This is a genomic window from Bacillus sp. FSL K6-3176 (assembly GCF_038003325.1).
Lineage (GTDB): Bacteria > Bacillota > Bacilli > Bacillales > Bacillaceae > Bacillus > Bacillus altitudinis.
Window position 1 is genome coordinate 1,945,757 of record NZ_JBBOOX010000001.1, and the last position, 24,351, is coordinate 1,970,107.

The 24,351-nt window shown below is 40.5% G+C and carries 25 protein-coding genes and 1 other RNA gene; 5 read left to right on the forward strand and 21 right to left on the reverse strand.

Going from position 1 to position 24,351, the window contains the following annotated elements:
- Nucleotides 1-14: 14 nt before the first annotated feature.
- From MHB38_RS09940 to csaA, 3 genes are all read right to left on the reverse strand, one after another.
- On the reverse strand, nucleotides 15-1,622 hold the full coding sequence (locus MHB38_RS09940; protein ID WP_341003270.1) for a glycoside hydrolase family 43 protein: 1,608 nt from the start codon (nucleotides 1,620-1,622) through the stop codon (nucleotides 15-17).
- Between the two features lie 24 nt (nucleotides 1,623-1,646).
- Complete coding sequence (locus MHB38_RS09945; protein WP_341003272.1) at nucleotides 1,647-3,038, reverse strand: MFS transporter; 1,392 nt, start codon at nucleotides 3,036-3,038, stop codon at nucleotides 1,647-1,649.
- 516 nt (nucleotides 3,039-3,554) lie between these two features.
- On the reverse strand, nucleotides 3,555-3,887 hold the full coding sequence (csaA, locus tag MHB38_RS09950) for a chaperone CsaA (RefSeq protein WP_017367427.1): 333 nt from the start codon (nucleotides 3,885-3,887) through the stop codon (nucleotides 3,555-3,557).
- 264 nt (nucleotides 3,888-4,151) lie between these two features.
- Between csaA and MHB38_RS09955 the strand changes: the two genes are divergently transcribed.
- A complete protein-coding gene (locus MHB38_RS09955) occupies nucleotides 4,152-4,631 on the forward strand; it encodes a hypothetical protein (protein ID WP_007500681.1) in 480 nt (159 codons plus the stop codon).
- On the opposite strand, the gene MHB38_RS09960 is transcribed toward MHB38_RS09955, so the two are convergent.
- From MHB38_RS09960 to MHB38_RS09990, 7 genes are all read right to left on the reverse strand, one after another.
- Nucleotides 4,628-6,253 carry a YndJ family protein gene (locus tag MHB38_RS09960; RefSeq protein WP_341003274.1) on the reverse strand — a complete coding sequence of 542 codons (1,626 nt, stop codon included), beginning with the start codon at nucleotides 6,251-6,253 and terminating at the stop codon, nucleotides 4,628-4,630. The genes MHB38_RS09955 and MHB38_RS09960 overlap by 4 nt on opposite strands.
- Nucleotides 6,246-6,851 carry a DUF4166 domain-containing protein gene (locus tag MHB38_RS09965; protein ID WP_052320501.1) on the reverse strand — a complete coding sequence of 202 codons (606 nt, stop codon included), beginning with the start codon at nucleotides 6,849-6,851 and terminating at the stop codon, nucleotides 6,246-6,248. Before MHB38_RS09965 ends, MHB38_RS09960 begins: the two co-directional genes overlap by 8 nt.
- Nucleotides 6,814-7,695 (reverse strand): hypothetical protein, encoded by an 882-nt coding sequence (locus tag MHB38_RS09970; protein WP_052320502.1) that lies wholly within the window; start codon nucleotides 7,693-7,695, stop codon nucleotides 6,814-6,816. The genes MHB38_RS09965 and MHB38_RS09970 overlap by 38 nt, the downstream gene beginning before the upstream one ends.
- Nucleotides 7,696-7,846: 151 nt before the next feature.
- Nucleotides 7,847-8,419 carry a TetR/AcrR family transcriptional regulator gene (locus MHB38_RS09975; RefSeq protein ID WP_008346533.1) on the reverse strand — a complete coding sequence of 191 codons (573 nt, stop codon included), beginning with the start codon at nucleotides 8,417-8,419 and terminating at the stop codon, nucleotides 7,847-7,849.
- Nucleotides 8,420-8,422: 3 nt separating this feature from the next.
- Nucleotides 8,423-9,142 (reverse strand): MBL fold metallo-hydrolase, encoded by a 720-nt coding sequence (locus tag MHB38_RS09980; RefSeq protein WP_052320504.1) that lies wholly within the window; start codon nucleotides 9,140-9,142, stop codon nucleotides 8,423-8,425.
- 37 nt (nucleotides 9,143-9,179) lie between these two features.
- Nucleotides 9,180-9,656, reverse strand: coding sequence for a GyrI-like domain-containing protein (locus MHB38_RS09985; protein ID WP_341003277.1), 477 nt, complete (start codon nucleotides 9,654-9,656; stop codon nucleotides 9,180-9,182).
- Between the two features lie 54 nt (nucleotides 9,657-9,710).
- Nucleotides 9,711-10,634: a helix-turn-helix transcriptional regulator gene (locus MHB38_RS09990; protein ID WP_135227093.1), complete on the reverse strand. Its 924-nt coding sequence runs from the start codon at nucleotides 10,632-10,634 to the stop codon at nucleotides 9,711-9,713.
- 118 nt (nucleotides 10,635-10,752) lie between these two features.
- On the opposite strand from MHB38_RS09990, the gene MHB38_RS09995 reads away from it, so the two are divergent.
- On the forward strand, nucleotides 10,753-11,277 hold the full coding sequence (locus tag MHB38_RS09995; RefSeq protein WP_144740083.1) for a mother cell-specific membrane sporulation protein: 525 nt from the start codon (nucleotides 10,753-10,755) through the stop codon (nucleotides 11,275-11,277).
- A gap of 35 nt (nucleotides 11,278-11,312) precedes the next feature.
- Here the strand turns inward: MHB38_RS09995 and czrA are convergent, their stop codons facing one another.
- Nucleotides 11,313-11,642 carry a Zn(II)-responsive metalloregulatory transcriptional repressor CzrA gene (czrA, locus tag MHB38_RS10000; protein WP_007500691.1) on the reverse strand — a complete coding sequence of 110 codons (330 nt, stop codon included), beginning with the start codon at nucleotides 11,640-11,642 and terminating at the stop codon, nucleotides 11,313-11,315.
- A gap of 187 nt (nucleotides 11,643-11,829) precedes the next feature.
- Here czrA and MHB38_RS10005 point away from each other — a divergent pair, with 187 nt between their 5' ends.
- Both MHB38_RS10005 and MHB38_RS10010 read left to right on the forward strand, forming a co-directional pair.
- Nucleotides 11,830-13,155, forward strand: a complete 1,326-nt coding sequence (locus MHB38_RS10005; RefSeq protein WP_236809924.1) for an APC family permease — start codon at nucleotides 11,830-11,832, stop codon at nucleotides 13,153-13,155.
- Between the two features lie 97 nt (nucleotides 13,156-13,252).
- On the forward strand, nucleotides 13,253-13,915 hold the full coding sequence (locus tag MHB38_RS10010) for a lysozyme family protein (RefSeq protein ID WP_017359484.1): 663 nt from the start codon (nucleotides 13,253-13,255) through the stop codon (nucleotides 13,913-13,915).
- 34 nt (nucleotides 13,916-13,949) lie between these two features.
- On the opposite strand, the gene prpB is transcribed toward MHB38_RS10010, so the two are convergent.
- From prpB to MHB38_RS10030, 4 genes are all read right to left on the reverse strand, one after another.
- The gene (prpB, locus tag MHB38_RS10015) at nucleotides 13,950-14,867 is read right to left on the reverse strand and encodes a methylisocitrate lyase (protein WP_341003281.1); all 918 of its coding nucleotides are present in this window, start codon (nucleotides 14,865-14,867) and stop codon (nucleotides 13,950-13,952) included.
- A 12-nt stretch (nucleotides 14,868-14,879) separates the two neighbouring features.
- Entirely contained in the window at nucleotides 14,880-16,316 is a 1,437-nt protein-coding gene (locus MHB38_RS10020; protein ID WP_024718585.1) for a bifunctional 2-methylcitrate dehydratase/aconitate hydratase, read from the reverse strand.
- 2 nt (nucleotides 16,317-16,318) lie between these two features.
- Complete coding sequence (mmgD, locus tag MHB38_RS10025) at nucleotides 16,319-17,461, reverse strand: citrate synthase (RefSeq protein ID WP_035391756.1); 1,143 nt, start codon at nucleotides 17,459-17,461, stop codon at nucleotides 16,319-16,321.
- A gap of 167 nt (nucleotides 17,462-17,628) precedes the next feature.
- Complete coding sequence (locus MHB38_RS10030; protein WP_008346516.1) at nucleotides 17,629-18,168, reverse strand: DUF420 domain-containing protein; 540 nt, start codon at nucleotides 18,166-18,168, stop codon at nucleotides 17,629-17,631.
- Nucleotides 18,169-18,372: 204 nt separating this feature from the next.
- Here MHB38_RS10030 and MHB38_RS10035 point away from each other — a divergent pair, with 204 nt between their 5' ends.
- The gene (locus MHB38_RS10035) at nucleotides 18,373-18,879 is read left to right on the forward strand and encodes a GNAT family N-acetyltransferase (RefSeq protein ID WP_019743302.1); all 507 of its coding nucleotides are present in this window, start codon (nucleotides 18,373-18,375) and stop codon (nucleotides 18,877-18,879) included.
- 152 nt (nucleotides 18,880-19,031) lie between these two features.
- Here the strand turns inward: MHB38_RS10035 and MHB38_RS10040 are convergent, their stop codons facing one another.
- The 6 genes from MHB38_RS10040 to MHB38_RS10065 form a co-directional block, all read right to left on the reverse strand.
- Nucleotides 19,032-19,823: a LysM peptidoglycan-binding and 3D domain-containing protein gene (locus MHB38_RS10040; RefSeq protein WP_341003282.1), complete on the reverse strand. Its 792-nt coding sequence runs from the start codon at nucleotides 19,821-19,823 to the stop codon at nucleotides 19,032-19,034.
- Nucleotides 19,824-20,079: 256 nt separating this feature from the next.
- A complete protein-coding gene (gene recQ / locus MHB38_RS10045; protein WP_341003283.1) occupies nucleotides 20,080-21,861 on the reverse strand; it encodes a DNA helicase RecQ in 1,782 nt (593 codons plus the stop codon).
- 135 nt (nucleotides 21,862-21,996) lie between these two features.
- Nucleotides 21,997-22,182, reverse strand: a non-coding RNA gene (gene ssrS / locus MHB38_RS10050) — 6S RNA.
- 133 nt (nucleotides 22,183-22,315) lie between these two features.
- Nucleotides 22,316-22,816, reverse strand: a complete 501-nt coding sequence (locus tag MHB38_RS10055; protein WP_057079424.1) for a TraR/DksA family transcriptional regulator — start codon at nucleotides 22,814-22,816, stop codon at nucleotides 22,316-22,318.
- 91 nt (nucleotides 22,817-22,907) lie between these two features.
- Entirely contained in the window at nucleotides 22,908-23,555 is a 648-nt protein-coding gene (locus MHB38_RS10060; protein WP_144626230.1) for an SDR family oxidoreductase, read from the reverse strand.
- Between the two features lie 177 nt (nucleotides 23,556-23,732).
- Nucleotides 23,733-24,074 (reverse strand): PH domain-containing protein, encoded by a 342-nt coding sequence (locus tag MHB38_RS10065; protein ID WP_008346505.1) that lies wholly within the window; start codon nucleotides 24,072-24,074, stop codon nucleotides 23,733-23,735.
- Nucleotides 24,075-24,351 lie beyond the last annotated feature (277 nt).

The following is a 24,351-nucleotide window of genomic DNA, read 5'->3' on the forward strand; positions in this document are numbered from 1 at the left end:
AGTGTTGTCTTTTTTTATTCAGTTGTTTCTTCGTATCGAAAATACTTAAAATCGGCAGGCAGACGCTCGCCGCTTGTGTCTTGGCACTGCATTCCGACAAAAGCCCCTGTAAAGAACCCCCCTCCTCGAATAAAATCATCTGATAAATGAGTCGATTCAAGCGGTACATCTATTTTTTCCCACTCTTGTTGATCAAAAGAATAAGAATACGCGTACGTCTCTCTCTTAACGGTCACTTTTAAATACACATACGGAATCTCGTCTGGGATGATGATTTTTTTGATTAGCGGCTGAGAAAAGGCCAGATTTTCACACACAGATAATTCAAGGATACGGCCAAGCGCCTCGTCATAAGTCACCTGAAGTGCAGTCCAATTTTCCGTATTATAATAATTCACAAGACCTGCCGCTTGCTGAAAGTTTTTCGGAAAGAAGGAAACCGCTGTCTCTGCTTCAAAATAAAAGCTTTGCCAGCGCCTCGCAACAAACGCTTGGGTAAATTTAGACGTTAAAGATTCCTGCCCATACAGCCTTAAATGATGAGGATTTTCCGTCACTGAACCAATCTGATCCGTAAATGGGATTCTTAATGTTTGGAAATGTCTATTTAACGATGAATCTTTAAATTCATCGACTATGTGATAGGTTGGAGAGAACTCTTTTACGCTCATCGCAGGCGCTTCAACCTCTAGAAGCCCCTCTTTTCCGCCTACCACATACGGCCAGCCATCTTTCCATTCAAGCTTTTGTATGGCTGTCTCTCTTCCTAAAGGACACCAGCCTCTTTGCTGAAAAATGGATTCCTTACTTGAATGAATTGGGCGGCCAGTCAGATGAGCCAAATACCATTCATTTGTATGCGTTTGTACAATGGAAGCATGCCCGCATTTTTGTAGTGGATGGCTAGGCGCATGAAAAGCCGTTAAAATTGGGTTGTCAGGATGAACCTCGTACGGCCCATCAATACGCGAGGAACGGGCGATTGTGGCTGCATGTTCGTAACGTGTTCCCCCTTCAGCTGTTAATAAATAATAGACATCATTGATGTAATAAAGATGCGGGGCTTCTGTCAGTTTGATTGGCGTGCCTTTAAAAATGACCTTCCGCTCACCGACCAGTTTTTTTTCAGATACACTATATTCCTGCAAGGCTATACCTGCAAAAGAATGATGTTTTTCTCGATGGTCCCACAGCATATTCAACACGTATTTCTTTCCGCTTGGATCATGGAACAAGGAAGGATCAAACCCAGAACTATTGAGTCGAACCGGATCGCTCCACTCGCCATCTACTGCATCAGCTGTGACCAAATAATTATGACCATCCTTAAACGGACCATCTACTACTTTAATATCAGAATAGATGAGCCAAAACTGACCATCCGCATAACTTAAACACGGCGCCCAAACCCCGCCGGAATCTGGATTTCCTTTCATATCGAGTTGAGAAATTTTTTGCAAGGGACGCGCGGCGAGCCGCCAGTGGACGAGATCCTTCGAGTGATAAATTTGCACCCCCGGGAACCATTCAAATGTAGAAACCGCCATGTAATAGTCCTCTCCCGCACGGCAAATACTTGGGTCAGGGTTAAACCCTTTGAGCACTGGATTGGTAATGTTCATTGAACTTCCTCCTCTTTCAGAGAGCTACATTTTAAAGTCGTCCATATGATCGATATACACCTTATCTCTATTCTCAAGCTCTCGTATGACTTTTTTATGTTTTTCTTCATCTAGGTTATAAAAATTAATATCAACCATCGCTAAAATGAGTAAGCATACAGGAATCACCGTTGTCGTGATTAAAATGCCCAGTAAAGCTTCTGGTGTTTGCACTTGATTTGCAATATAACCAAATCGGTCAAGGACAAGCCCTGGAACGATGCCGCCTAAGGCCATCCCAAATTTAAAGAAGAAGCCAATCACTGCGTAAATCAGTCCACCCATTCTTTTCCCTGTTTTATATTCGCCATATTCAACGGTTTCAGGAATGAGTGCCCACATGTAAGCACCTGCTGTAATACTCCCTGCAGCCGCAACGAGCCTGAAATTAAGTATTAAAGTGATTTGACTCGGCGGGATCACAAGTAAGGCAAGAAGGCCTACAATATTCAGCAATAATGAATAATTCAGCAGCTTTTTCTTTCCTAACAACTTGTGTAGCTTAGGAATAAACGGCAACACCATTAAAGCTGGCAGACTGCCAATCAGGCCGTACCACTTCACTAAATCTTCTCTGCCGAGGTTATACGTCACATAATAGATCCCGACTGAGTTGCTGATCGAGTTCACACCAAAGATAATGATAAAAAATATGCTTAACACAACAAGCGGACGATTCACTCGTAACTGGACAAAGAGATCACTGAACTTGATCTTTTCCTCTGGCTTTTGAAGCGTGACGCGCTCATTCGTACTTTTAAAACAGAAAATCAGTAATCCGCCCCCAAGTACGCCGAGAAATGCCATCGTGATCTGCCAGCCAAGTGCTGTATTTCCTGTTGTATCACTCAAAAACGTCGCAAGAAACGGAACAAAAAAAGCAACCACTAAACCACCGAGATTTGCAAAAAGCATACGAACAGACGTAATACTGACGACCTCTTGGTTATTTCTTGTCATTGCGGAAGTTAAAGCACCATAAGGAACATTGATGAACGTGTATGTAAGCGATAAACCAACATACGTGATGTACGCATAAATGAGTTTTCCCATTTCGGAAAAATCCGGTGTCGTAAAACAAAGAATGGCAAGAACGGCAAAAGGTAACGCACCAAATAACAAATAAGGTCTAAACCGGCCAAAACGGCTGTTCGTTCGGTCAACCATCGCCCCAATAAACGGATCTGCAAGCGCATCAATGGCCCGAACCACCAAAAACATCGTCCCTGCTGCTGCTGCTGATAATCCATAGACATCCGTATAAAAAAATAATAGATACGTAGAGACAGTTGCATAAATTAAATTACATGCGAAATCTCCTGAAGCATACCCCACTTTTTCAGACATACGAATCTTCTTTAAATTCTCACTCACCATGAGTTTTCTCCCTTCTTCACTTAGCCTCTTCTAACGGACAGATGGTGCAGGGCAGCAGCAATCAATAGGTCAAAAATAAAGCGCTTTCAATTCGTTGTAAAAATGAAGCTGAACATCTCTTTCTTTCAGCTTAGCCCACATAGCAGCAAATCATTCGCTTTAAACAATAGATCAATAGATGATCGCCATCTTAGTTTATCGATTAAACAAACTAAGATGAATTCATTTTATAAAATATGATCTGACTTTTCAATATTTTTTGAAAAAATAATCCAAATAATTGATTTCTTGTCATTTTTTCTATGATATGAGGATATGAATCTCTTTTTATCTTCCAAAATCAAAGAGAACTCAAATAATGGTTGCATTCATACCAATCCCATGCTATATTAATCAAGCGATGAGCTGAATTGTGTAAGTCGGGTAACACGTCTCTTTGAGACACACACGAATGTGGCGTGTGGTTATTCCGCCTCAATACGCAAAAGACATCTTCTGATGAAGATGTCTTTTTTCTTACCCTATTTTGGTGCCATTTTCAACCGGCTCATCAGTGGCAAGCAGGACAACGTCTTCTTTTGACGGCATGCCTCCTAAGACAAGTACCTCTGATTTAAACCCGGCAATTCTTCTTGGCGGGAAATTGACCACTGCAATAATTTGTTTCCCAGTGAGATTCTCAGCCTGATATCGTTTTGTCAGCTGTGCACTAGATTGTTTTATGCCAATCTCATCCCCAAAGTCAATCTTCAGCTTGAAAGCAGGCACTCTCGCTTCTGCAAAGAACTCTGCTTCTACTATCGTCCCAACACGAATGTCTAACGCCAAAAACTGTTCAATATCTGCCATTAGAATCTCTCTCCCTTTCAATCTTTCATAAAAAAGGTCACATTTTTCTTCTGCTAGATGACCACTTGTCTTCCACTAATTTCTTAATTGTAGCACACCCTACTCTTCTAAAAGAAAGGGTTAAAAAGCCTATTGATTGAAATTTTTTAGTTTACATAATCATTTTATAGTAGTCTATTAAATGTTTGCATCATGAAAATGAATTCGGTAAAATGGCAAATAATCCTACTGCTTCCTCTCGAATATTTCAGGGAGGGTTAACACTTGTTTACATTATCAGATATGTGGACGTTTTGCTGGTCGTTTTTCGTCATTCTTCCTATCGTTGCCATCTTGCATCAGCTGGGCCATATTGTAGTCGCCTGGCTGTTTGGAGCAAAGGTTTCGTTTGCACTTGGCAGAGGCAAAAAAGTATTGAAAATAGGCGTCGTTGAAATTAGAAGAATCTATTTTCTAGATGCTTTTTGCCACTATGAAGAAATGAGGAGAAATAACCGTTTCTCACACATTCTTGTCTACTTAGGCGGATCATTATGCAACCTGCTCAGTGTTCTTATATTGAACACAATGATCGCCAACGATTTCCTGCCAGAACATCAATTTTTCTATCAATTTGCTTACTTCTCAGTCTACTATGTATTTTTTGCTTTACTTCCAGTACAGTATGCAGATCATCATCCGAGTGATGGGCAAGCGATTGTGAACATCATTCGTCACGGTGAACCATGCGACATCATTGACTAAGATGAGTGGCTTTCACTGTCGATTTGATACTGAATCGTTAAAAAAGGAATACCGAATAGCTTCATTTGATGAATCGCTGTGAGACTTTTTTCCGTCTCTGCTTTCATATGAAAGCTTTCTTCCATTGGCAGTTTCATGGTGATGAAAGACGTATGCAAATACAATCCTTCATCACCCGTACTGCCTTTTGGACTTTTACTTTTTAATAGAAAATCTTCCTTTTCATTCAAAGGTTTTAAAATAGCCGTAAGCTGTGAAAAAGGAAGCGGCAAAGCAATATTCATATAGACTGTCTCTTCATCATGGTGCTGAGCATAGAGCGCATAAAAGACTTGCTCGCCTTTCTCATTGCGCCTGATCCACACACGTACATTCTCCCTTTCTTCAAGAGGATGTTGAAATCTTGAAAGACTCCCCGACATTTCATATGGCATTCGTGATGACCCTAAATAGAGCTGTCCTATTTGTCTAAAAACAGGCTGAAGCAAAAAGACAAACGGCCTTACCCACCAATGAAAACAGACGGCTGCTTTTAACGTAAAGGACATCGGGTCCTCATAAAATCTGCGAATAACAGGTGACACACTCTCTGCTGAAAATGCCTTTCCATTTAATTGGTCAAGAGAATCGACTAAACCAATCTTCTCATCATGCTGCATGTCGTCATGTTGAAAAAACATGATCTGAAAACGACCGTGAACTCTCGATACCGGAAAATCCTTCTGTTTCAATCGATCAGCTGGTTTTTCAATCAACCATCCTATGAGGCCTGGTAAAATAACCAAACTTGCATTGATACTGCCATGAAACCAAATCATTTGATCCATGCTGATGTAGGTAACATGTAAAAGCATTCCGGCAGAATAAAGGAATGATAGGACGATGGTTCCCATTAACATGATGCTAGAAAACACAACGAACCCTTTTGCGACAGTTGAACGAAAAGAAGTTGTCATACATAAAACTCCATACAAATAAAGTGCGATCACATAAAGAACGACGCTGAACGTATCAAACAGGCGAGAATAGCTGATTCCCACAGCAATCATCACTGGCGACAGTAAAATAACCCAGCCACCCACTTTGTATAACGTCGTCTCTTTTTTCCGCTGCCTTCCTAATAAGCCATAAAAGATTGGGATAAAAAAAGCCGAATAATGAAAATGAATAGCTGTCAAAAGAACAATCATCGGTGAAAATGTCATCACTTGTATATCTGCTATGTACAGCCAGAACCAAAGCCCACCTAGAGCGATATACATACATGCGCCATCGATCATCAGCTCATGAAGCGGATGGGCCCCTCTTTTCAGCAAACGGGTGAAACCAAATAAAGCCAGAATCATTGTAAAGAAAAGCCATCCCAATGCAAGCCAAAGAGAGTGGTAGATGAATGCGCCTGTTGCACATAGAGCTGCTACTGGAAAGGCTTTCATTATGAAGCTGATCAGCCCCTTCTGCTGCCGTTTCTTCTCTTCCTGATAAAAAAAGTGTAAGAAAGCGGGAAGAAAAAATAACATCGCAATCAAAACAAAAAATTCTGGTATGGGAGCTGTCGTCAAACGTGTAACGAGAAAGCAAGCCATCAACACGATGCTACACATCAAATGCCATTTATTCATGAGATGACACCCTTTCCGTAAACCGGCCCTTATACGTAAAAAGAGTGCCAAAAAGGCGATTTTTCACTTGAACATCAATCGTATACTCACCTGCACGCTCATCGTACCCTTCTGTTACATCAGATTCACCATAAAGCCAAGAAGGGAGCGGCCACTCCCGCCCAAACAGCAAAAACTTTTGCTTACCTGATTGAATGTGCAAGAATCCTTTTTCCGTGACTGTAAAATGAAGCTCTGACACAAGAAGCCTAGGTTTTCCAAAGTAGTCTAGTACTTGATGGCTCTTCTGATCAATGATCATATCTGCATCAAAATGTCTTTCCTTGTCAGGAAAATAGAACGTTCGAAACCAGTGCATCCCTTCTTCTCCCTTACTTGTCGTAAAAGGCTTGTTCACAATTTGGAAGTGAATATTTCGCCCTCTTTCAGGAAAAAAACAGCGAAACAATGGACCGACTTTGAATAACAATCGGATGAGCTTTGTCCCGCCTCCTATTTCCTCCATGATGCCTTCGGCCGTAAACGCGCGGTTATAACGTTCTTTTAATGCTGGATGCAGCTTATCGTAGTCCTTTACTTGATGATGATGAACGACCATGTCTACCTCCCCTTTTTCGTTTGATCGAAAACACATCTACACAATCTTTTAAATTAATCATTCCTGCAACGGATAAAATGAAAAATGCACTCAGCACCAGCGGCTCGTGCAGAGTCGTTTCTGGCGATAAAATCCCTATACCAAGCATCAGTAGCAGAAAAATGCTTTGAAGGATAAATATATATTTTTTTGGCAGTTTAGGCATGAGCCATGATACACCTAATAGCGCATAAAACAATCGAAATCCGGTGCTATGATCAAAAGCAGAAGGTGAAAAAGGAATGATCGCTTGACATAACCAGACGATGGCAAACAACAAACAAATGCCATAATGGGCAAGTGTTCTCTCTAGCAGCAAACGGGGATGCGTTCCCTTTTCAAGCCACGTCTTTAATGCGCCAAAGCTAAAGACAGTCATAAACCCCATCATTGGCCGAAAAAAGAACCGGTCTGCCCATTTCCACCCTTTTCCTTCCTTTGTTTCATAATCAAATTGCGTTTGAAACACAATGTGATCATTCGTTTTCATGTATTTCCAATACCCTCCGCCTTCTTTGATGAAAGACAAAGGGTGTGATGATTTAAATTGAAGTGAGGATGCTCTTTCATGACGCTCATCCTTCACGCTCGTTCGATACGCTCCTGTCCCAGTTACACTAATGCCAAATCCAAGGTGTTTCTCATACAAAAAGGATTGGGGCTGTTCATCACTAGGTCCATTTAATGAAATGGTCGAAAATCGCAAATCCCATTGTTCATGAAGCTTTGGATTTTGCGTATACTCCCATACTTTTTCAATAGGTGCTTGAATGGTTGTTTCCACATAAACAGGCTTTCTTTTCATCTGCCTCTACTCCTCTATGTGAATTATTTCACATAATAAGCATACCATGTTTCACAAAACTGTCAAATCTTTATTGGTTTTTTGCCCAAAAAATGTTTTGATTTGTTTACATCTCCTTCATCATGTCGGTTCGATACATAAAAAAGACCTGTCAATGAGACAGATCTTCTTGCTCTTTGATGCCTGCAATATAAAGACGGACCGCATAGCTCACACTATCTTCAAGCTGCTCTTTCCGTTGAAATCCTTTTTTGTTTGAAATATCTCCAAAGCCGTGCAGTAAGCTTCTAAGCCCTCTGACGACATGCGTCATGTCCTCTTCTTTTACACCAAAACGAGACATGATGGATTGGACAAAATCAGCAAGATTCTCTGCAGCCACACTGACTTCTTTTTCATTCATATGTGAAAAAGCAGCCTCATAAAGGCCGGGATGCTGACGAACAAATTGAACATATTGTCTTGCAAATGCTAAAACAGCGTCTTCTTTTTCCAGCCCCGCTGTAACTTGTTTGCCGGCCTCACAAAGCATTGTCAGCCCCTTAACAGCAAGAGCTGCCTGTATTTCATGAAGACCGGATATATGGTTGTAAAGAGATGGTGGTCTGATGTTAAGCCGTTTGGACAATGTAGCAATGGTCAAAGCGGAAAAGCCCTCCTCATCGACAAATTCGATGGCAGATTCAACAATTTTTTCTTGTGTGATACCCATTCTTGGAGACATGGCTTACTGTCCTCCCTTTTGTAGCTGATGCTTCCTTTTTTCGATAGCAGCTCTGAGCTTTGCCTCAGGCTCTATGATAAGATCACCATGTCCTGCTGCGAGACAAGACAAGCGAAGTGCCAGTAATTTTTCAGCGCTTTTTAGTGCTGTTTCTGCATCCCAAGTGGCAAAAGCCGGGAATGGGAAGGTGAAGCGAAACTCACCCGTTACAAATAAACCGCCTTTTGTCACAACTGCATCACCCGCAATGACAACCCCTGACTTTTCATCGTATAAAGAGATGCTTCCTGGTGTATGTCCTGGTGTGGCAATGACTTTAAGTGACCCAATCTCGTCCCCTTCTTCAACAAGCACGTCTGGTTTTGTGAGAATGTCTTTTGAAAAACTGCCTTTGACTTTTTTCTTCGGTTCACCAGGAAGTAAAGAGAAATCGCCAGCAAACAGGCGAGCATCTCGTTTCGATAAATAAACAACTGCCTCTGGAAAAGCCTTTTTCATTTCATCTAGTGCGCCAATATGATCCATATGACTATGAGTCAGAATAATTTTGTTAATGGGTTTGTTTAATTGATGTGCAAATTCAATGATCGAGCTTGCTGCCATTTTCAAAGCTGCATCAATTAAGATGAGTTCATTCTCTTCCTCAAATACATAACAATTTACCGGAAAAATACGTGGCATGAGTGTAAGCTGGTGCAAACGGTCAAATGTTGTCAATCTCATCTTGTTTCCCCCTAAAACTAATGTCGTTAGTTTTATATTAACTAATAGTATTAGTTTTAGCAACTATTTTTTCATCGACTGCAATATAAATATCAACTTGCGCTTCTTTTGGATCAATTGATCGTTCGTCGTACCATTCAAAATCGCCAGTATATGTTCGCAAGTGACGCTGATCCCAGCTCCAAATCTGCTGCCATGTTTCAAACACAACCTCTTCAATCGGGCCCTTTCTCGTTTGAAATCTTGCGTAGGTGGAGCCTGGAATCTCTTTTGCATCTTGTGCTAGCTGCTGGTCAACCAATTGCCCCGCTGTGAACAAATAAGCGCCATTTTCATCCTTTTCATAATCTGAATACAGCCCTATGACTGGCGCATGGCCCCCGTCGAGCTGCTGCGTGAAAAATTGCTGCCAAAGCGGTGCAATCTTCCGCTCGTTTGTTTGCTCCATTTCATTTGTTGTTCGAACAGATAATCCCTTGATCCATTGTTTCTGTAAAATCACGATATCGTACATACATTCTCATCTCCTTTTTTTCCATCATATAAAAAGAAACCTGACAACATTGTGTCAAGTTCCTTTTGGTTTTTGAAATTGTTTCAACTTTAGATCAAATGCTTCCCGAACGGATAGCGGAGAGACAATCTCGACATCTGGCCCTAAATAAAAAAGAAAGCTATATAACCAATCATCCTGAGGCAACGTGATTGTGGCAAGATACGTACCATCTGCACATACGGTGAATTCATTTTCATCTATCCATTCCTTCACTTTACCAACAGAATCTTGAGTCAACCTGAGCGTTAGTGTACTGACGGAAGGTTCTTCATGCCAAGAATCATTCCAAGACTTGTCTTCATTTTTTATTCGTTTAGGAAGAAAAGATACTGAATGCGTGATAAGGTCTGACATTCTTTTGAGTTTAAACAGACGAAACGCTTTTTTCACGCAGCAATACGCATACAAATACCAGTGTCTTCCTTTTAAGACAAGTGTATAAGGCTCTACTTTTCTAGGAAGTGTTTCGCCTTTTGCATTGCGGTAGGTGAACTGGATATATTGATGCGCTGAGGCAGCGGTATGAATGAGCTGGAGCTTCTTTTCTAAGTAGCGGTCTTTCCCCCAAGAGCTTAAATCAATAAATACATGGTGCTGTTTTTCGTTTTGAGGCGGAATCAGGGATTTCATTTTCTTTAGTACATGTTCACTTTCTTTAAAGGTGTATGCACTCGTGATGCTTTCAAGAGCTGTTAAAATCAGTTCAATATCATCATCGGTGAATAATTTTTTCTCTAGACGATAGTCGTCAACGAGTGAAATTCCACCCCCTGCGCCTTGTTTTGTGACAACTGGAATCCCCGCTTGATTAATCGTATCAATGTCACGGTATATGGTTCTTACGCTCACTTCATGTAGTTCAGCGAGGTCTTTCGCCTGTACTTGCCGTTTGCTAATCAGTATCATCACAATGGACAAAATGCGATCGATTTTCATGACTTTTCCTCTTTTTCATAAATATAGGTTTTGATTTGATAAAAAAAGAAAGAATGGTAATGATAAGTAACAGCCAGCATTCGTTTACATCCCTGCCTGTGCAGGAGGAGGTTGCATCATGACACATCACGTATGGCAGTTGTTCATGATCGGGATCGTCATGCTCGTCTGGATCATCATTCGTATGAATCGAATGAGACACTATCAGCTTGTGCGCCCGGTAAATCTTTTCATGAGAATGTATGTATTTAGTCTCACTGCCCTTATTCTCTTATCAGAAGGATGGCAAAATCACAGTATTTTGATTTATGCCGTCATTGGCATGATCTTCGGGAGCAGTCTCGCCGTTCATGCCTATCAGACGATTCAAATGAAATTAGAAAATGGCCGGCTGTATGTGAAAACAAGTAAATGGATTGAAAGCTTTATTTTATGTTTGTTTTTATCTAGGCTTGCATTTAAATCGGTCAATCTGACAACACATGCGATCACCAAAATGGATATCGTTGAATTGTATCAGCATATTGTCAGCGATGATGCGTTGACAATACTCAGCTTTTTCCTTCTAGCGGCTTACTATATTGTGTTTTCTTATCAAATGATGAAAGCAAATAAACGATCAACCCATGTACATCATGCATAAAAAACCTTCCTATATAGAAGTAGGAAGGTTTTTTCTCAATCATGCTGTGCATGGTGTATCATTTGTTCAAGCACTTCCATCACATGCTGATCTTCAGGACTGTAAAAAATCGAGGTCCCTGCTCGTCTAGATTTCACGAGACGAAGATTTTTTAAAAAGCGCAGCTGATGAGATACGGTTGATTGCATAAGGTTTAGTGTTTCTGCTATATCATTTACTGAATGTTCACCTTGAGACAGCAAATGCAGAATACGAATACGCGTCGGATCAGATAAGGCTTTAAATGTTTGGGAGACAAGAAATAGACTTTCTTCGTCCAGCTCCATCCGTTCCTGTTCTTGATTTGTATTCAGTTCTTCCTTCATTTCGCTTCACCTTTCTTGTCAGTCAACTCACGACTTATTCTATGTATCATCATATACCAAAACGTGTAGCATGCAAAGCTTCCACACCTTTTGAAAAAAGATTTATTCAAATAGCATTGACACGTGGTAGCATTCTTTTTAAAATGAGCATTATTTATTCATTTTTTTAGAGGAGCTGATAGGCAAATTGACTGAAGAGCCAAGACTAAAACGCAGCCTGACTGTTTTTCCACTTGTTGTGATCGGGCTTGCTTATATGGACCCACTTGTCGTATTTGATTCATACGGCATTGTTGCTCAGCTGACGAAAGGACACGTTGCTGCAGCTTATATCTTTACTTTACTGGCATTACTATTGACAGCGCTTAGCTATGGGAATATGGTGAAGGCTTTTCCAAAAGCAGGATCTGCATATACATACGCGCAAAAAAGTATTCATCCTCACGTTGGCTTTCTTGTAGGCTGGACACTATTGCTAGACTATTTATTTTTGCCTATGGTGAATTTTGCAATCGGAAGTGCTTATTTAACCGCAGCCTTTCCTGATGTACCTCATTACATTTGGATCATCATACTTGCTATCGCCATAACGACTGTCAATGTAATCGGTATACGTCTTACAGCCAACATTACAGCGCTATTTGTGACCTTTCAGGTGATTGTCGCTGTGACATTTGTTGGGTTTATTGTTTATGGGCTCACGCAGAATGCAGGCACGGGAGAGTTACTGTCAACCCGTCCGTTTTATTCAGCGAGCTTAGATCCCGCCCTTATTTTTTCCGGCGCAACGATTTTATGTTTTTCTTTTCTAGGATTTGATGCGATTTCGACCATGTCTGAGGAAACAATTAAACCAAAAAGAACGATTCCTCTCGCCATATTTTTAACGGTCGCTATTGGAGGTGTGCTGTTTACCCTCACCTCTTATTTTTTACAGCAGGTGTTTCCAAATTTTCAACAGTTCAAGCATCCAGATGCGGCATCACTTGAAATTGCAGAATTTGTGGGTGGCGCGTTTCTCCACTCATTCTTTTTAGCCGGCACCATGGTCGCTGTCATCTCTTCCTCCCTATCATCACATGCGAGTGCCGCAAGACTCTTGTATGCGATGGGAAGAGATCAATCATTACCAAAGCGTTTCTTCGGTTATATTCACCCAACATTGAAAACGCCTGTATTTAATATTTTATTAATTGGTGTTTTCTCGTTAACCGCAGTTGTTGGTGAGCTTGAGGTCATTTACTCGTTTATCAGCTTCGGGGCATTAATTGGATTTACGTTTGTTAACTTGTCTGTTTTCGCTTACTATTTCATCAAACAAAAACAAAGAGGTGTATTAAACACACTGAGGTATGCCATCATCCCTCTTTGCGGAACGGCTTTTTGTATTTGGCTCTTAACAAGCATCAGTACAAATGCATTAATCATCGGCATGGTGTGGCTCATGATCGGTTTTGTTTATTTCTGCTATAGACTGAAAACAAGAACAGAATTTACGTTTGGCTATGATTGAATATAAGGTTTTCACTTGGTATCCTGTGCAGGATATGGCATAATATAAAGGCTGTACTTCCCTTTTAAAAGCGGGGCAAAACAGGGGTGAACTGACCTTGAAAAAGAAAAAAACAGGATGTTTTGCCATTTCAGGCTGTTTCACGATTTTTCTGTTTGTTTGCGTATTAGCGGCCATTGTCATTTCCTTTAATCAAAAGGAGTTAAAAAAGCTGCCGATTGATACGGAATCAATTGTTTTGTCGAGACTGGATGATTACAAACCGCTTGTAGAAACAGAGTTAAGAGATCAAGATTTAGATCAATATACCGCGTTAATTCTCGGTATGATGTATCAGGAATCAAAAGGCAGAGGCGGAGATCCAATGCAGTCCTCTGAATCTCTTGGTTTGAAACGAAATGAAATCAATGACCCTCAGAAAAGCATTAAACAAGGAGTCCATCATTTTTCAACCATGTACAAGCATGGGAAGAAAAAAGGCGTTGATTTGGAAACCATTATTCAAAGCTATAACATGGGAATCGGCTATATTGATTTTGTTGCAAAAAACGGGGGAAAACATTCCGAAAAATTGGCAAAGCAATACTCCAAAAAGCAAGTGAAGCGAAACCCTGAAGTCTATACATGCGGGGGCGACAAAGATAACTTCCGCTATCCGTATTGCTACGGTGATTTCACTTATGCTGAAAAAGTAAAAGAAAAAACGAAAACAGTTGAAGAAAAGATGAAATTGGCTTCATCATCCACACCATCATCGTAAAAAAAGCACTTCCGTTTAGGAAGTGCTTTTCATTTTATGAATGCTCTTTCCCGATTTCCGGCAGGATCGTTTTGGCTAAATGCTGATCCATTTCTTCATATTCATCATAATGAATCGTTTCATATAGCTCTTTTCTCGTTTGCATGTCCTCCAGCATCCCCTGCTGAGTCCCCTTTTCCTTAATCTCTGTAAATAAACGCTCATACGCTTTTGCAGCAACTCTCAGGGATGACACTGGATAAATCACCATTTGAAAGCCAAACATAGAAAATTCGTCTGTATGATAATAAGGTGTTTTTCCAAACTCCGTCATGTTTGCAAGAAGCGGCCCTTTTATATTATTTGAAGCATACGTGAAATCTTCTGCTGTAATCAGCGCCTCAGGAAAAATGGCATCTGCTCCTGCTTCTAGATAGAGATTCGCCCGGTGAATGACATCCTCCATCCCGTTTACTGACTTCGCATCCGTTCTTGCGATGACGAGAAGTGTAGGTGCCGCTTGTTTGATCGCTTTGATTTTCGCCATCATGTCTTCTACAGAAACGAGTGATTTTCCGTTTAAATGTCCGCATTTCTTCGGCATTTGCTGATCTTCAATTTGAACAGCCGCTACCTTGCTCTCCACCATTTCTTTTGCTGCCCTGGCTGCATTTAATACACCGCCATAGCCAGTATCCATATCAACTAAAAGAGGCAGCTGAGAAGCTCGAATGATTTCCTTTGCCTTTTCCGCCATTTCAGTGGAATGAATCATACCGAGGTCAGGAAGCCCTTTGCTTGCGCAAAAAGCGGCACCCGATAAATAAAGCCCTTGAAATCCCATTTTCCTCGCATAGAGCGCAGACATTCCATCGTGAACGCCTGGAATTTGAAATAAAGCGGATTTGTGCATTTGCTCTTTAAAAGCTGCGGCTAAGTCAGCTTGATTTACTTCATCATTCAAGATCCACACACTAGCTCCCCCTTATATGACAAATAAATCCATAAATGCTGGTACTGTCGTTGTTTTTAATTGATTTGGATTTTGGCAAAGTGAAACAATTTGATCGACTTGTTTTTGTGGAAATCTCGTTTTCAAATGATATACCCATTTCTTTTCAAGCAGCGGGATCCCTTCCTGCCTTCTTCTGCGATGACCAAGCGGATATTCAATTTCAATTCGATCTGTCATCGTTCCGTCTTTAAAGAAGATTTGAACACAGTTTGCAATTGATCTCTTTTTCGGATCTAAATAGTCTTCTGTATACCGTTTATCTTCTTTGACGATCATTTGATCACGCAAACGGTCAATGAGCGGATTCTGCGCCGTCTCTTCTTCATAATGATCAGCGGTCAGCTCACCATAGATTAACCCAATGGCCGTAATATACTGCAAGCAATGGTCACGGTCTGCCGGGTTGTAAAGCGGTCCTTTTTTATCAATAATTCGAATGGCTGATTCATGTGTCGTAATCTCAATCCTGTCAATCTCATCTAAACGGTCTTTTACCGCGTCATGTAGAATGACAGCGGCCTCAGCGGCAGTTTGCGCATGAAATTCTGCTGGATAGGCAATTTTAAAGAGTACATTCTCAATCACATATGACCCGAGCGGCTGGGCAAGTGTAAGTGGTTTTCCTTTCATTAACACATCTTCAAATCCCCACTTTTCTGCACTGAGGGGCGTCTGATAGCCCATTTCTCCTTTCAATGTCATCATCGCTAGTCTCACTGCACGGCTTGTGGCATCCCCTGCTGCCCACGATTTCCTTGATCCTGTGTTCGGGGCATGCCGGTACGTTCTAAGCGGTGAATTATCCACAAATGCTTGTGATAACACATGCTGCACATCTTCTTTCGTTCCGCCAAGCATTGCACAAACGACTGCACTTGATGCCACCTTGACAAAAAGAACATGATCCAAGCCATTTCGATTCAAACAATTTTCTAAAGCAAGCACACCTTGTATTTCATGTGCCTTTACAATCGCATGCAGTACGTCATTCATCGAAAGCGGTTCTTCTCCGTTTGCAAGCCTCGTTCTGCTGATATAATCGCTTACAGCCAATATCCCGCCCAGGTTATCTGAGGGATGGCCCCACTCCTGTGCAAGCCACGTGTCATTATAATCTAACCAGCGGATCATACATCCTATATTAAAAGCCGCTTGAACAGGATCTAATACAAATGAAGTGCCGGGCACTCTTGCTCCGTTAGGGACAACAGTTCCAGGTACGATGGGTCCAAGATGCTTCGTGCATTCTGGAAAGTTGAGCGCCAGCATTCCGCAGCCGAGTGTATCCATGAGTACATACCTAGCTGTTTCAATGGCCTCTTTGCTCGTAATTTCTCCATCCACGGCATAAGCTGCGATATCTTCTAATAGTTGATCTGTTTGATTGGCTACTGCTGTTTTATTCATATTCATTCCCCCGTTTTTCCATCATCATTTGAGACTTTTAATCCTCTTGGTCCTAAATACCTTACTCTCGGTCTAAAAATCCGATTGTGTGAATGCTGCTCGATGACATGCGCTGCTAATCCGCTTGCTCTCGCAGCAAAAAAAATCGGTGTATAAAGTGAAATAGGAATACCGAGCACGTAATAAATAGGTGCTGCGTAATAATCAAGGTTTGGATAGAGGTTTTTCTTTTCTTTCATGTATGCCTCGCCTGCGACGCACATGTCATAAAGCGTCGTGTCTCCTTTTGATTCGGTAAGCGTTTTCAACGATCGTTTTAAAAGAGCCGCTCTTGGGTCCATTTTTCTCATGTATACCCGGTGTCCAAAGCCCATCATTTTTTCTTTTGCGGCTAATTTACGTTCGATGAGCGAAAGGAAACCTTCTGTTGTTTTGCCTTCGAGCAGCATGTGCATGACTGCTTCGTTTGCGCCTCCGTGTAAGTCACCTTTTAATGAAGAAATCGCTCCAGTAAAAGCACCATACATGTCAGAATGAGTAGATGCAATGACTCTTGCTGCAAATGTTGAATTCGGCAGCTCATGCTCACTATAAAGCGTGAGTGTTTGGTCAAATGCTTTGATTTCGTCTTGTGCCGGAGTGCGGCCTGTTAACATCGCTAGAAAGTTTTCAGTGTAGGATTTGGTCTGGTCTGGAGTAGGTGTGGTGTCTTGTGTGAGAATATGATAGCTTCCCGCAACAATCGCTGGTAGCTGGCCAAGTAATCGAACAGCACGCGCTTGTTGGCATGCTTCTGATCGATCATTCAGTTGTTCATCGTACCCTGCAAGAGCAGATAAACACGTTCTCATGGCATCCATTGGGTGAGTGGTTTTTGGCAGTTTTGTCAAAATGGTTTGAATGGTTGGATGTAAGCTTGTTTGTGAGGAAATATCTTGCTGAAATTGGTGATATTCCATTGCATCTGGTAATCTTCCATAAATGAGCAAATAGGCTGTTTCTAAGTACGTCTTGTTTTGTGCCAGCTCGATGAGGTCATAACCGCGAATCACAATTTCTTCTTGCTGGACATCTAGGAACGAAATTGACGTTTCGCTTGCCACAATGTCTTCAAGCCCCGGTTTGTACTGCAATTGTTCAGTCATCATATAACCCCCGTTTCGTTCAATTGTGTTCTCCAAACGAGCAAACGGCCAGACATGATGTGATTCTATAGGTGGGAAGATACCGTGCAAGTCGGATACCCAATTCCCATTTTATCCAAAGCACTTCATCTTGTAAATAAAAGAACGTATGTCCAGATGGACATACGTTAGCTGTAGTATGGAGAAATCATAATATATACGATGACACCTGTTAGACTGACATAGAGCCAAAGAGGCATGGTCCATCTGGCAATTTTACGATGACGTTCGACTTGCATTTGTGCGCCTCTAAAGAGAGTGATCAGTGCAAGCGGTACAATGACGGCAGATAAGACGATATGTGTGATGAGAATAAAGAAGTAAATCGGACGAATGATTCCTTCTCCCCCGAAGTGTGTATCAGCTGCCATTGAATGATACGTCACATACGAAATTAAAAAGACAAGTGTTGTTGAAAAAGCCGCAAAGATAAATCGTCTATGGGCTTTAATGTTCTTTTGTTTAATCATAATGAGCGCTGAAAGTAAAAAGATAAACGTAAAACTGTTCATCACGGCATTCAGTAACGGCAGAAATGTAATATCCAGATGACTAAATTTATCTGTTTTTGGCATGAAAAATAATAAAGCAATTAAGCCGTTTATGGCAATTGTTAAAAAGACAACAATGCCGGTGAAATTTTTCGGTTTTTGATTCTGTTCGTTCATGTTTGAAAACCTCTCTTTATTAGTTCCGACTAAGAGTATGTTATTTAACTTTCTCTCTAAAGTCAATGAATTCGCTGTCTTCGTCGAATTTTAGACAAACTTGCCGATTGCCTGCCTTCTAGCGGCTTGAAAGATCCACTCACTTCCTTTAGAATGGGAATTTGTGTGGTTTTTATCAACTCTTCTATGAAAGGAGCAATAGACTTGTCAATCTTACAGGAAACAACAAAAGATGTGAAGACATTAGAGCAAGAATTACAGCAGTTGCAGTTCCAGATGTATCGAATGCAAGAAAATATAAAAGATATTTCAAAAAAAGCAAAGATTATTGGCATTGATCAAGCGAAGGAAGATGAATGGATGATCGTCTCTGCAATTGAGAATGCAGAGACGTGCAAAATCATGTTAAGCGATTGTGAAAAAGCTTTTCGCGGACAATCTGATTTTTCCTTGATCGCGGAATATCCTGAAGAAGGAAAGATTCACATTGCCGATATTAAAGGCCCGCCTGATAATGGCTATGGATCCATCTGTATGAAGCATTTAAAAGAAATCGCAAGAGAGCAAAACATTCCAGTCATTACTGGGGATCTCGTCAAAAGAGATTGGAACCATGTGGACCGCCTGATTCATTTTTATGAAAAACACCATTTTGATGTCCAAATTAATTGGAAAGAGCAAAGCGGAGAAATTTATTGGGTGGACAGCTAACGACACAAAAACCAGCGTTGAGATGGGCTTATACGCTGGTTTTTGTCGAAAATGCGAATTTTTCAGAAAAATATGTGTATTTCTGGCCAAAAAAAGGTATAATAAAAGCATCAGGCCGCCACCTGATGCTTTCTTCCAAAAACAATAGACTACTAGTTAAGTACTTTCACTTTGACTGATTTTACGCCCCAATTTTTAGCTTGGGATTTGCTTGGTACGTGTACATCAATTTTGTTACCTTTAATTGCGCCGCCAGTATCTGCTGCGATGGCTTCACCGTAGCCTTCAACATAAACCTTACTTCCTAATGGAATGACATTAGGATCTACTGCGATTACTTTTGCATTTGGGTTTTTGTTTAAGTTTACCCCTGTTGCAGTGATACCTGAGATGCCACCATCATTTGCTGTATAAGCCGTAGCCGTTACAGTCATTTCTTTTTGAACACTTTGACTAGCAGAAGATGATTCTGCTTTAGCTGTTTCCTTTTTAGGAGCAGCTTTTTTCGTTGTTTGCTCTTTTTGGACAGGTGCCTGTTTTTGAACAGGTTCTGAGCTTACCGGAGCTGAGCTTTGACCAGCAACACTTAGTGTTGAACCAATCATAATTATATCTGAGTTTAAGTTATTCCAAGACTTAATATCGCTAATTGACACATTGAATTTTTGAGCGATTTTCCAGAGGCTGTCCCCCTTCTGGACTTTGTACTGCTCCTGAGTTTTCTCTTTTGAAGAGATTGTCAATTTATCTCCTACATAGATCATGTCTGTAGATAAATTGTTCCAACCCTTTAGGTCCTTTAGAGACACATCATTTTTTTGAGAGATTCCCCAAAGTGTATCACCTTTCTGTACAGTGATTTCCTTTGCAGAAACTTGCTGTGCTCCTAATGCTGTTGTTGAGATTGCTGCAACAGCAACCAAGGACATAATAGTCTTCTTCATAAAGTAAATCCTCCCTTGTTAGCTTTTTATGGCGGCTAACGAGTGCTATCGTAACATATGTAAATGTCATTTCAATAACAAAACGATATGTTTTAGATTACAGTTCCTTTACATGAAACATCTCTCTCCATTGGTAAATCAGCCCACTAAATGGCTCAATTCCGCATCATATCAAGGTTTTGTAGGGATGGAAATCATCATGATGAAAACGCGTCCAAATGAAACGAAAAAAATTTATTTTCCTTCTTCAAACTCTTTATTTTTTCTCTTTTTCTATAAATAAACGAATTTCTTCTAAAAAAACATCTCCATATTTCTCTCTTTTTTGTGCACCGACACCTTTAATATTTAAAAGTTCTTCTTCTGTTTTAGGCTCTACTGCTGACATTTCCTTCAATGTTTGATCAGAAAAGACAACAAATGGCGGAACGCCCTGCTCTCTTGCCAACTTCATTCTGACCATTCTTAACTGCTCAAATAAAGCATCATTTTCTTGAATAGCCTCTGCCTTTATCGCCTGCTTTTTATAGACGGTCTCCTGCCCCACTAGCACTTTCTTTCCTTTTTGTGTCACTTTTAGTGTTGGAAAAGCTCCTTCAGACATGTGTAAATACTCTTCTGTAATTAAAAATTCAATGAAATCACTGATATGTTGGGCTGAATGCTGTTTCATTAAAGCATAAGTAGGAAGCCGGTCGAAACCAAAATCAAGCACTTTTTTGTTTTTAGAGCCGGCTAATACTTGAGCAATCATCATTTTTCCGAATCGTTCGTTCATTCTAACGGTACACGACAAAACCATTTGTGCTTCTCTCGTGACGTCTTCACGCTCTCTCTCGTCTAGACAGTTGCTGCATTTTTGACAAGGGGCACTTGATGATTGGTCAAAGTAATCCATCACAAATTGCTGAAGGCACTGTTCCGTATGACAGTAGTCTACCATTTGTCTCAACTTGAGCAATTCATGCTGATACCGCAATTCATCTTCTGTTGATTGTTCAATGAGAAAGCGCTGCACGCGTACGCCTTGAGGTGAAAACAGCAAAATGCATTCACTTTCAAGCCCGTCTCTCCCGGCACGTCCTGCTTCTTGGTAGTAACTTTCAATATCTCTTGGAATTTGATGATGAATGACAAAACGTACATTAGACTTATTAATCCCCATACCAAATGCAGATGTAGCTACCATTACTTGAATATCATCATTTAAAAAAAGATTTTGCTGTTCTTCTCTCACTTCATCATCTAATCCTCCGTGATAAACACCCGCTTTGATCTTTTGCTTTTTTAGACGATGATAAATTTGATCTGCTTCTTTTCGTGTGGCTGTATAAATAATGCCTGACTCAAGACTGTTTTTCTTCATATATTGTGTGATGAATTGGTCGCTGTTTTGCCCTTTCACCACTTGAAAAGACAAATTTTCTCTAGCAAAACCAGTAAAGATTGTTTCTTCTTCGTCCATGCCAAGTTGCTCACATATATCCTGTTGGACCTTCTTTGTAGCAGTGGCTGTTAATGCTACAATAACAGGCCTTTTTGAAAGCTTGTTTACACATTCTTGTATAAAGCGATAGCTCGGTCTAAAATCATGTCCCCACTCAGATATACAGTGCGCTTCATCAATAGCCATTAAAGGAATCGTCAATCGATCAAGCAGCTGAAAAAAACGTTCATTTTGTAAGCGTTCAGGGGTGATATAAAGCAAATCATACTCCCCCTGTTCACATCTTTTCAGCCTTGTATTCATTTCACCTGCTGAAAGTGTACTATTTAAAAAGGACGATCGTATTCCCATCTCATTTAACGCATCAACCTGATCTTTCATTAAAGAAATAAGCGGAGATACAACGATTGTCGTTCCTTCCATCATAAGGGCAGGAATCTGGTAGCAAACCGATTTCCCTCCACCTGTCGGCATAATGCAGACCGTATCCTTCCGTTTATTCACAATCGATTCAATGGCTTGTTTTTGTCCTTGTCTAAAAGCATCAAAGCCATAATATTGTTTAAGAAGTGCTTCAGCTTGTTGTAACATCCAATTCCCTCTCCGTCGTTTGTTTTGTCTATTTTAACATACATTTGTCCATCCACATTCGGTCTGTTCAAAATCGTATTTTGGACAAAATAAAAAGCCATTTTCCAAAAATGGAAAATGGCTTGAATCATCCTAGGAAAAGCTGCGGATGCCGTAATCTAAGTAAGAAAGTTTTAAACCACCACTCCTCAAAGTGGGTGTTTGCAGAAACGTTCCTGTCTTCCTCTCGAAGGAGGCGTGACATTCCGGATTCAATATAAAACTCCCTATTACAGCTTAAAGGTTAAAACTTAATTAACATTACGCGCATCGCAGCCTTTAAACTATACTACACGAAAGTTTATTAAATTTCAAGATATGTTTTTTCTAAAAAAATACTCATGTATACAAGATTTTTGTCCATGTAGACGGGGGAAAACATTATGTTGAGAAAACATAAATTCCTCTCATCATGTTATTTTTCCTCATCTACATCAACATCTTGCTCTTCTTCTAGCCTTTCATACGTATCTGAATGCATTTGATCCATTGTTTCTCTATTTGTTAAATCACGCATTTGCTCAGAGAACGAACGGTCAAATTCATTTGGATCTTGATTGGTTTCTTCATTTTTCTTTGCATCAATTGAATAACGAGTATAGGGTACTGCTTTCAAACGTTCATATGGAATGTCTTTTCCTGTTTTTTCACAAATTCCATATGTTCCGTCTTCCATCCGCTTAAGCGCTGCATCAATTTCACCTTCGAGCTGATCATCGACTTGATCCAGCGTCTGTTCGGTCATGCGGTCTAAATAGATGCTTCCGTGATCTGCGATATGGTTTCCAACACCATTTGAAATCTCATTCGATTCGGCCAGCATGGATTCTTCTTTCTTTTTTGATCCTTTCACATCTTCTTTTAATTGAATAAGTCTTTCATACAAATCAGCTTTTTGCTCTTTCGTTAAGCTCACGGTCAATCACTCCTTTCTTTTTACCTTCCCGCTCCATGCGAAATGAAAACATCAAAAAAGCCGCCGCCTCTTTGGCAGCAGCTTTCTTCATTTAAAGATTGCGAAGTGCTTCTTCTACTGGTGTATCACCTTTGATTAAGTCAAAGGCTTTATTTTTCACATTGAATTCCGTTAAGCTTTCCACTAAGACAGTGGCTACATCTTCTCTGGAAATCTCAATGTCACGATCGTCTGGAATATGAGCAGCCGCTTCTATTTTCCCTGTCTTCTCCTCATGCAGCAGTGCTCCTGGCCGCACAATGGTGTAAGAAAGACCAGACTGTTTTAAATGTTCATCGGCTTTTCTTTTCGCTTCATAATAAATCTCCATACTGCCTTGTCCTTTTCCTTGATGAGGATCGTCGGCATTATAAGAACTCAGCATCACAAAATGCTGAATATTTTCTTTTTTGGCTGTATCAACGAGGCGTTTTGCCCCCTCTTGATCAACAGCGATGGTTTTATCTGCACCTGTTTTTGAGCCTGAACCAGCTGCAAAGATGACAGCTTCTGCTTGCTTCACAGCATCTGTCACATCCTTTTCAAGATCACCGATGACAGGCGCTGCCCCAAGTTCTTTTAGCGCATCTGCTTGTTTTTCATCTCGAATGAGAGCAAGCGGCTCATGTCCTTTTTCTTTTAAATATCGAATGACAAGTCTCCCTGTATGTCCGTTTGCTCCAGCAACTAATACTTTCATTGTTCATTCTCCTTTCTGTATCTGTTTCATCTTTATCCTTTTTTGTTGTGATTCAAACACATGAATAGAAAAAAGCCTTCCCCACTGTAGTGGGAAAAGCTCAAGAGATGTGCGATAGATAAAAATAAGAACAAAGAATGAGAAAAGTGCATGTGATCTATGTAATCGCATCGTTGATCAGCAAAGATGTTTTGTTAAAATGGCCTGCACGTCACTCAAATCTGTATCTTTAGAAAAATCGAGTTCAAATACTTTTGAGCTTGTAACAAGCAGCATACCAGTGTCCTGATCAAACACGCCAGCTTCTTGAATGGCAAAACTTTCAATTGATCGATACGGCAAGGAGACCCTGACTTTCTTTTTAGAAAATACGCGGTTATCGCCAAAGATCAGTCGTTTATTGGTGAAACAAATTTGGTCGTGACGCAGTCTGTAAACAGCCTCAATTCTTTCTCCTTCAATTAATAAGGATTCGAATTTTTTATGATCATTTTGTTTACTGACAGAAAAAATACCCACGTAAACCCCCTCTTCCTGCATCAAATTCCTTTATGACAAAACGGCCACACGGCTCTGTGGGTACGTTTTATTCTCACTTATAGAATACGCTATAAATCGTCGTTATTCCATTACGAATAGATTAAATTTCATTTAACTTTTTCTTTTTGATCCGATGCTCTTTCCTCTACTTATTTAGACTGTTAAAGCAGGAAAAAAGTTTCATTTTTTTTCAAGAAATCATTCGTTATGAGACCATAAAAAAACAGTGATTATGTAAAATCACTGTTCAGCGTGT

Excerpts from the sequence above, each read along its gene's own strand:
- MHB38_RS09940 (WP_341003270.1), bottom strand. The coding sequence starts at position 1,622 with ATGAACATTACCAATCCAGTGCTCAAAGGGTTTAACCCTGACCCAAGT.
- MHB38_RS09945 (WP_341003272.1), bottom strand. The coding sequence starts at position 3,038 with ATGGTGAGTGAGAATTTAAAGAAGATTCGTATGTCTGAAAAAGTGGGG.
- csaA (WP_017367427.1), bottom strand. The coding sequence starts at position 3,887 with ATGGCAGATATTGAACAGTTTTTGGCGTTAGACATTCGTGTTGGGACG.
- MHB38_RS09960 (WP_341003274.1), bottom strand. The coding sequence starts at position 6,253 with ATGAATAAATGGCATTTGATGTGTAGCATCGTGTTGATGGCTTGCTTT.
- MHB38_RS09965 (WP_052320501.1), bottom strand. The coding sequence starts at position 6,851 with ATGGTCGTTCATCATCATCAAGTAAAGGACTACGATAAGCTGCATCCA.
- MHB38_RS09970 (WP_052320502.1), bottom strand. The coding sequence starts at position 7,695 with ATGAAAAGAAAGCCTGTTTATGTGGAAACAACCATTCAAGCACCTATT.
- MHB38_RS09975 (WP_008346533.1), bottom strand. The coding sequence starts at position 8,419 with ATGTCTCCAAGAATGGGTATCACACAAGAAAAAATTGTTGAATCTGCC.
- MHB38_RS09980 (WP_052320504.1), bottom strand. The coding sequence starts at position 9,142 with ATGAGATTGACAACATTTGACCGTTTGCACCAGCTTACACTCATGCCA.
- MHB38_RS09985 (WP_341003277.1), bottom strand. The coding sequence starts at position 9,656 with ATGTACGATATCGTGATTTTACAGAAACAATGGATCAAGGGATTATCT.
- MHB38_RS09990 (WP_135227093.1), bottom strand. The coding sequence starts at position 10,634 with ATGAAAATCGATCGCATTTTGTCCATTGTGATGATACTGATTAGCAAA.
- MHB38_RS09995 (WP_144740083.1), top strand. The coding sequence starts at position 10,753 with ATGACACATCACGTATGGCAGTTGTTCATGATCGGGATCGTCATGCTC.
- czrA (WP_007500691.1), bottom strand. The coding sequence starts at position 11,642 with ATGAAGGAAGAACTGAATACAAATCAAGAACAGGAACGGATGGAGCTG.
- MHB38_RS10020 (WP_024718585.1), bottom strand. The coding sequence starts at position 16,316 with ATGAATAAAACAGCAGTAGCCAATCAAACAGATCAACTATTAGAAGAT.
- mmgD (WP_035391756.1), bottom strand. The coding sequence starts at position 17,461 with ATGACTGAACAATTGCAGTACAAACCGGGGCTTGAAGACATTGTGGCA.
- MHB38_RS10030 (WP_008346516.1), bottom strand. The coding sequence starts at position 18,168 with ATGAACGAACAGAATCAAAAACCGAAAAATTTCACCGGCATTGTTGTC.
- MHB38_RS10040 (WP_341003282.1), bottom strand. The coding sequence starts at position 19,823 with ATGAAGAAGACTATTATGTCCTTGGTTGCTGTTGCAGCAATCTCAACA.
- recQ (WP_341003283.1), bottom strand. The coding sequence starts at position 21,861 with ATGTTACAACAAGCTGAAGCACTTCTTAAACAATATTATGGCTTTGAT.
- MHB38_RS10060 (WP_144626230.1), bottom strand. The coding sequence starts at position 23,555 with ATGAAAGTATTAGTTGCTGGAGCAAACGGACATACAGGGAGACTTGTC.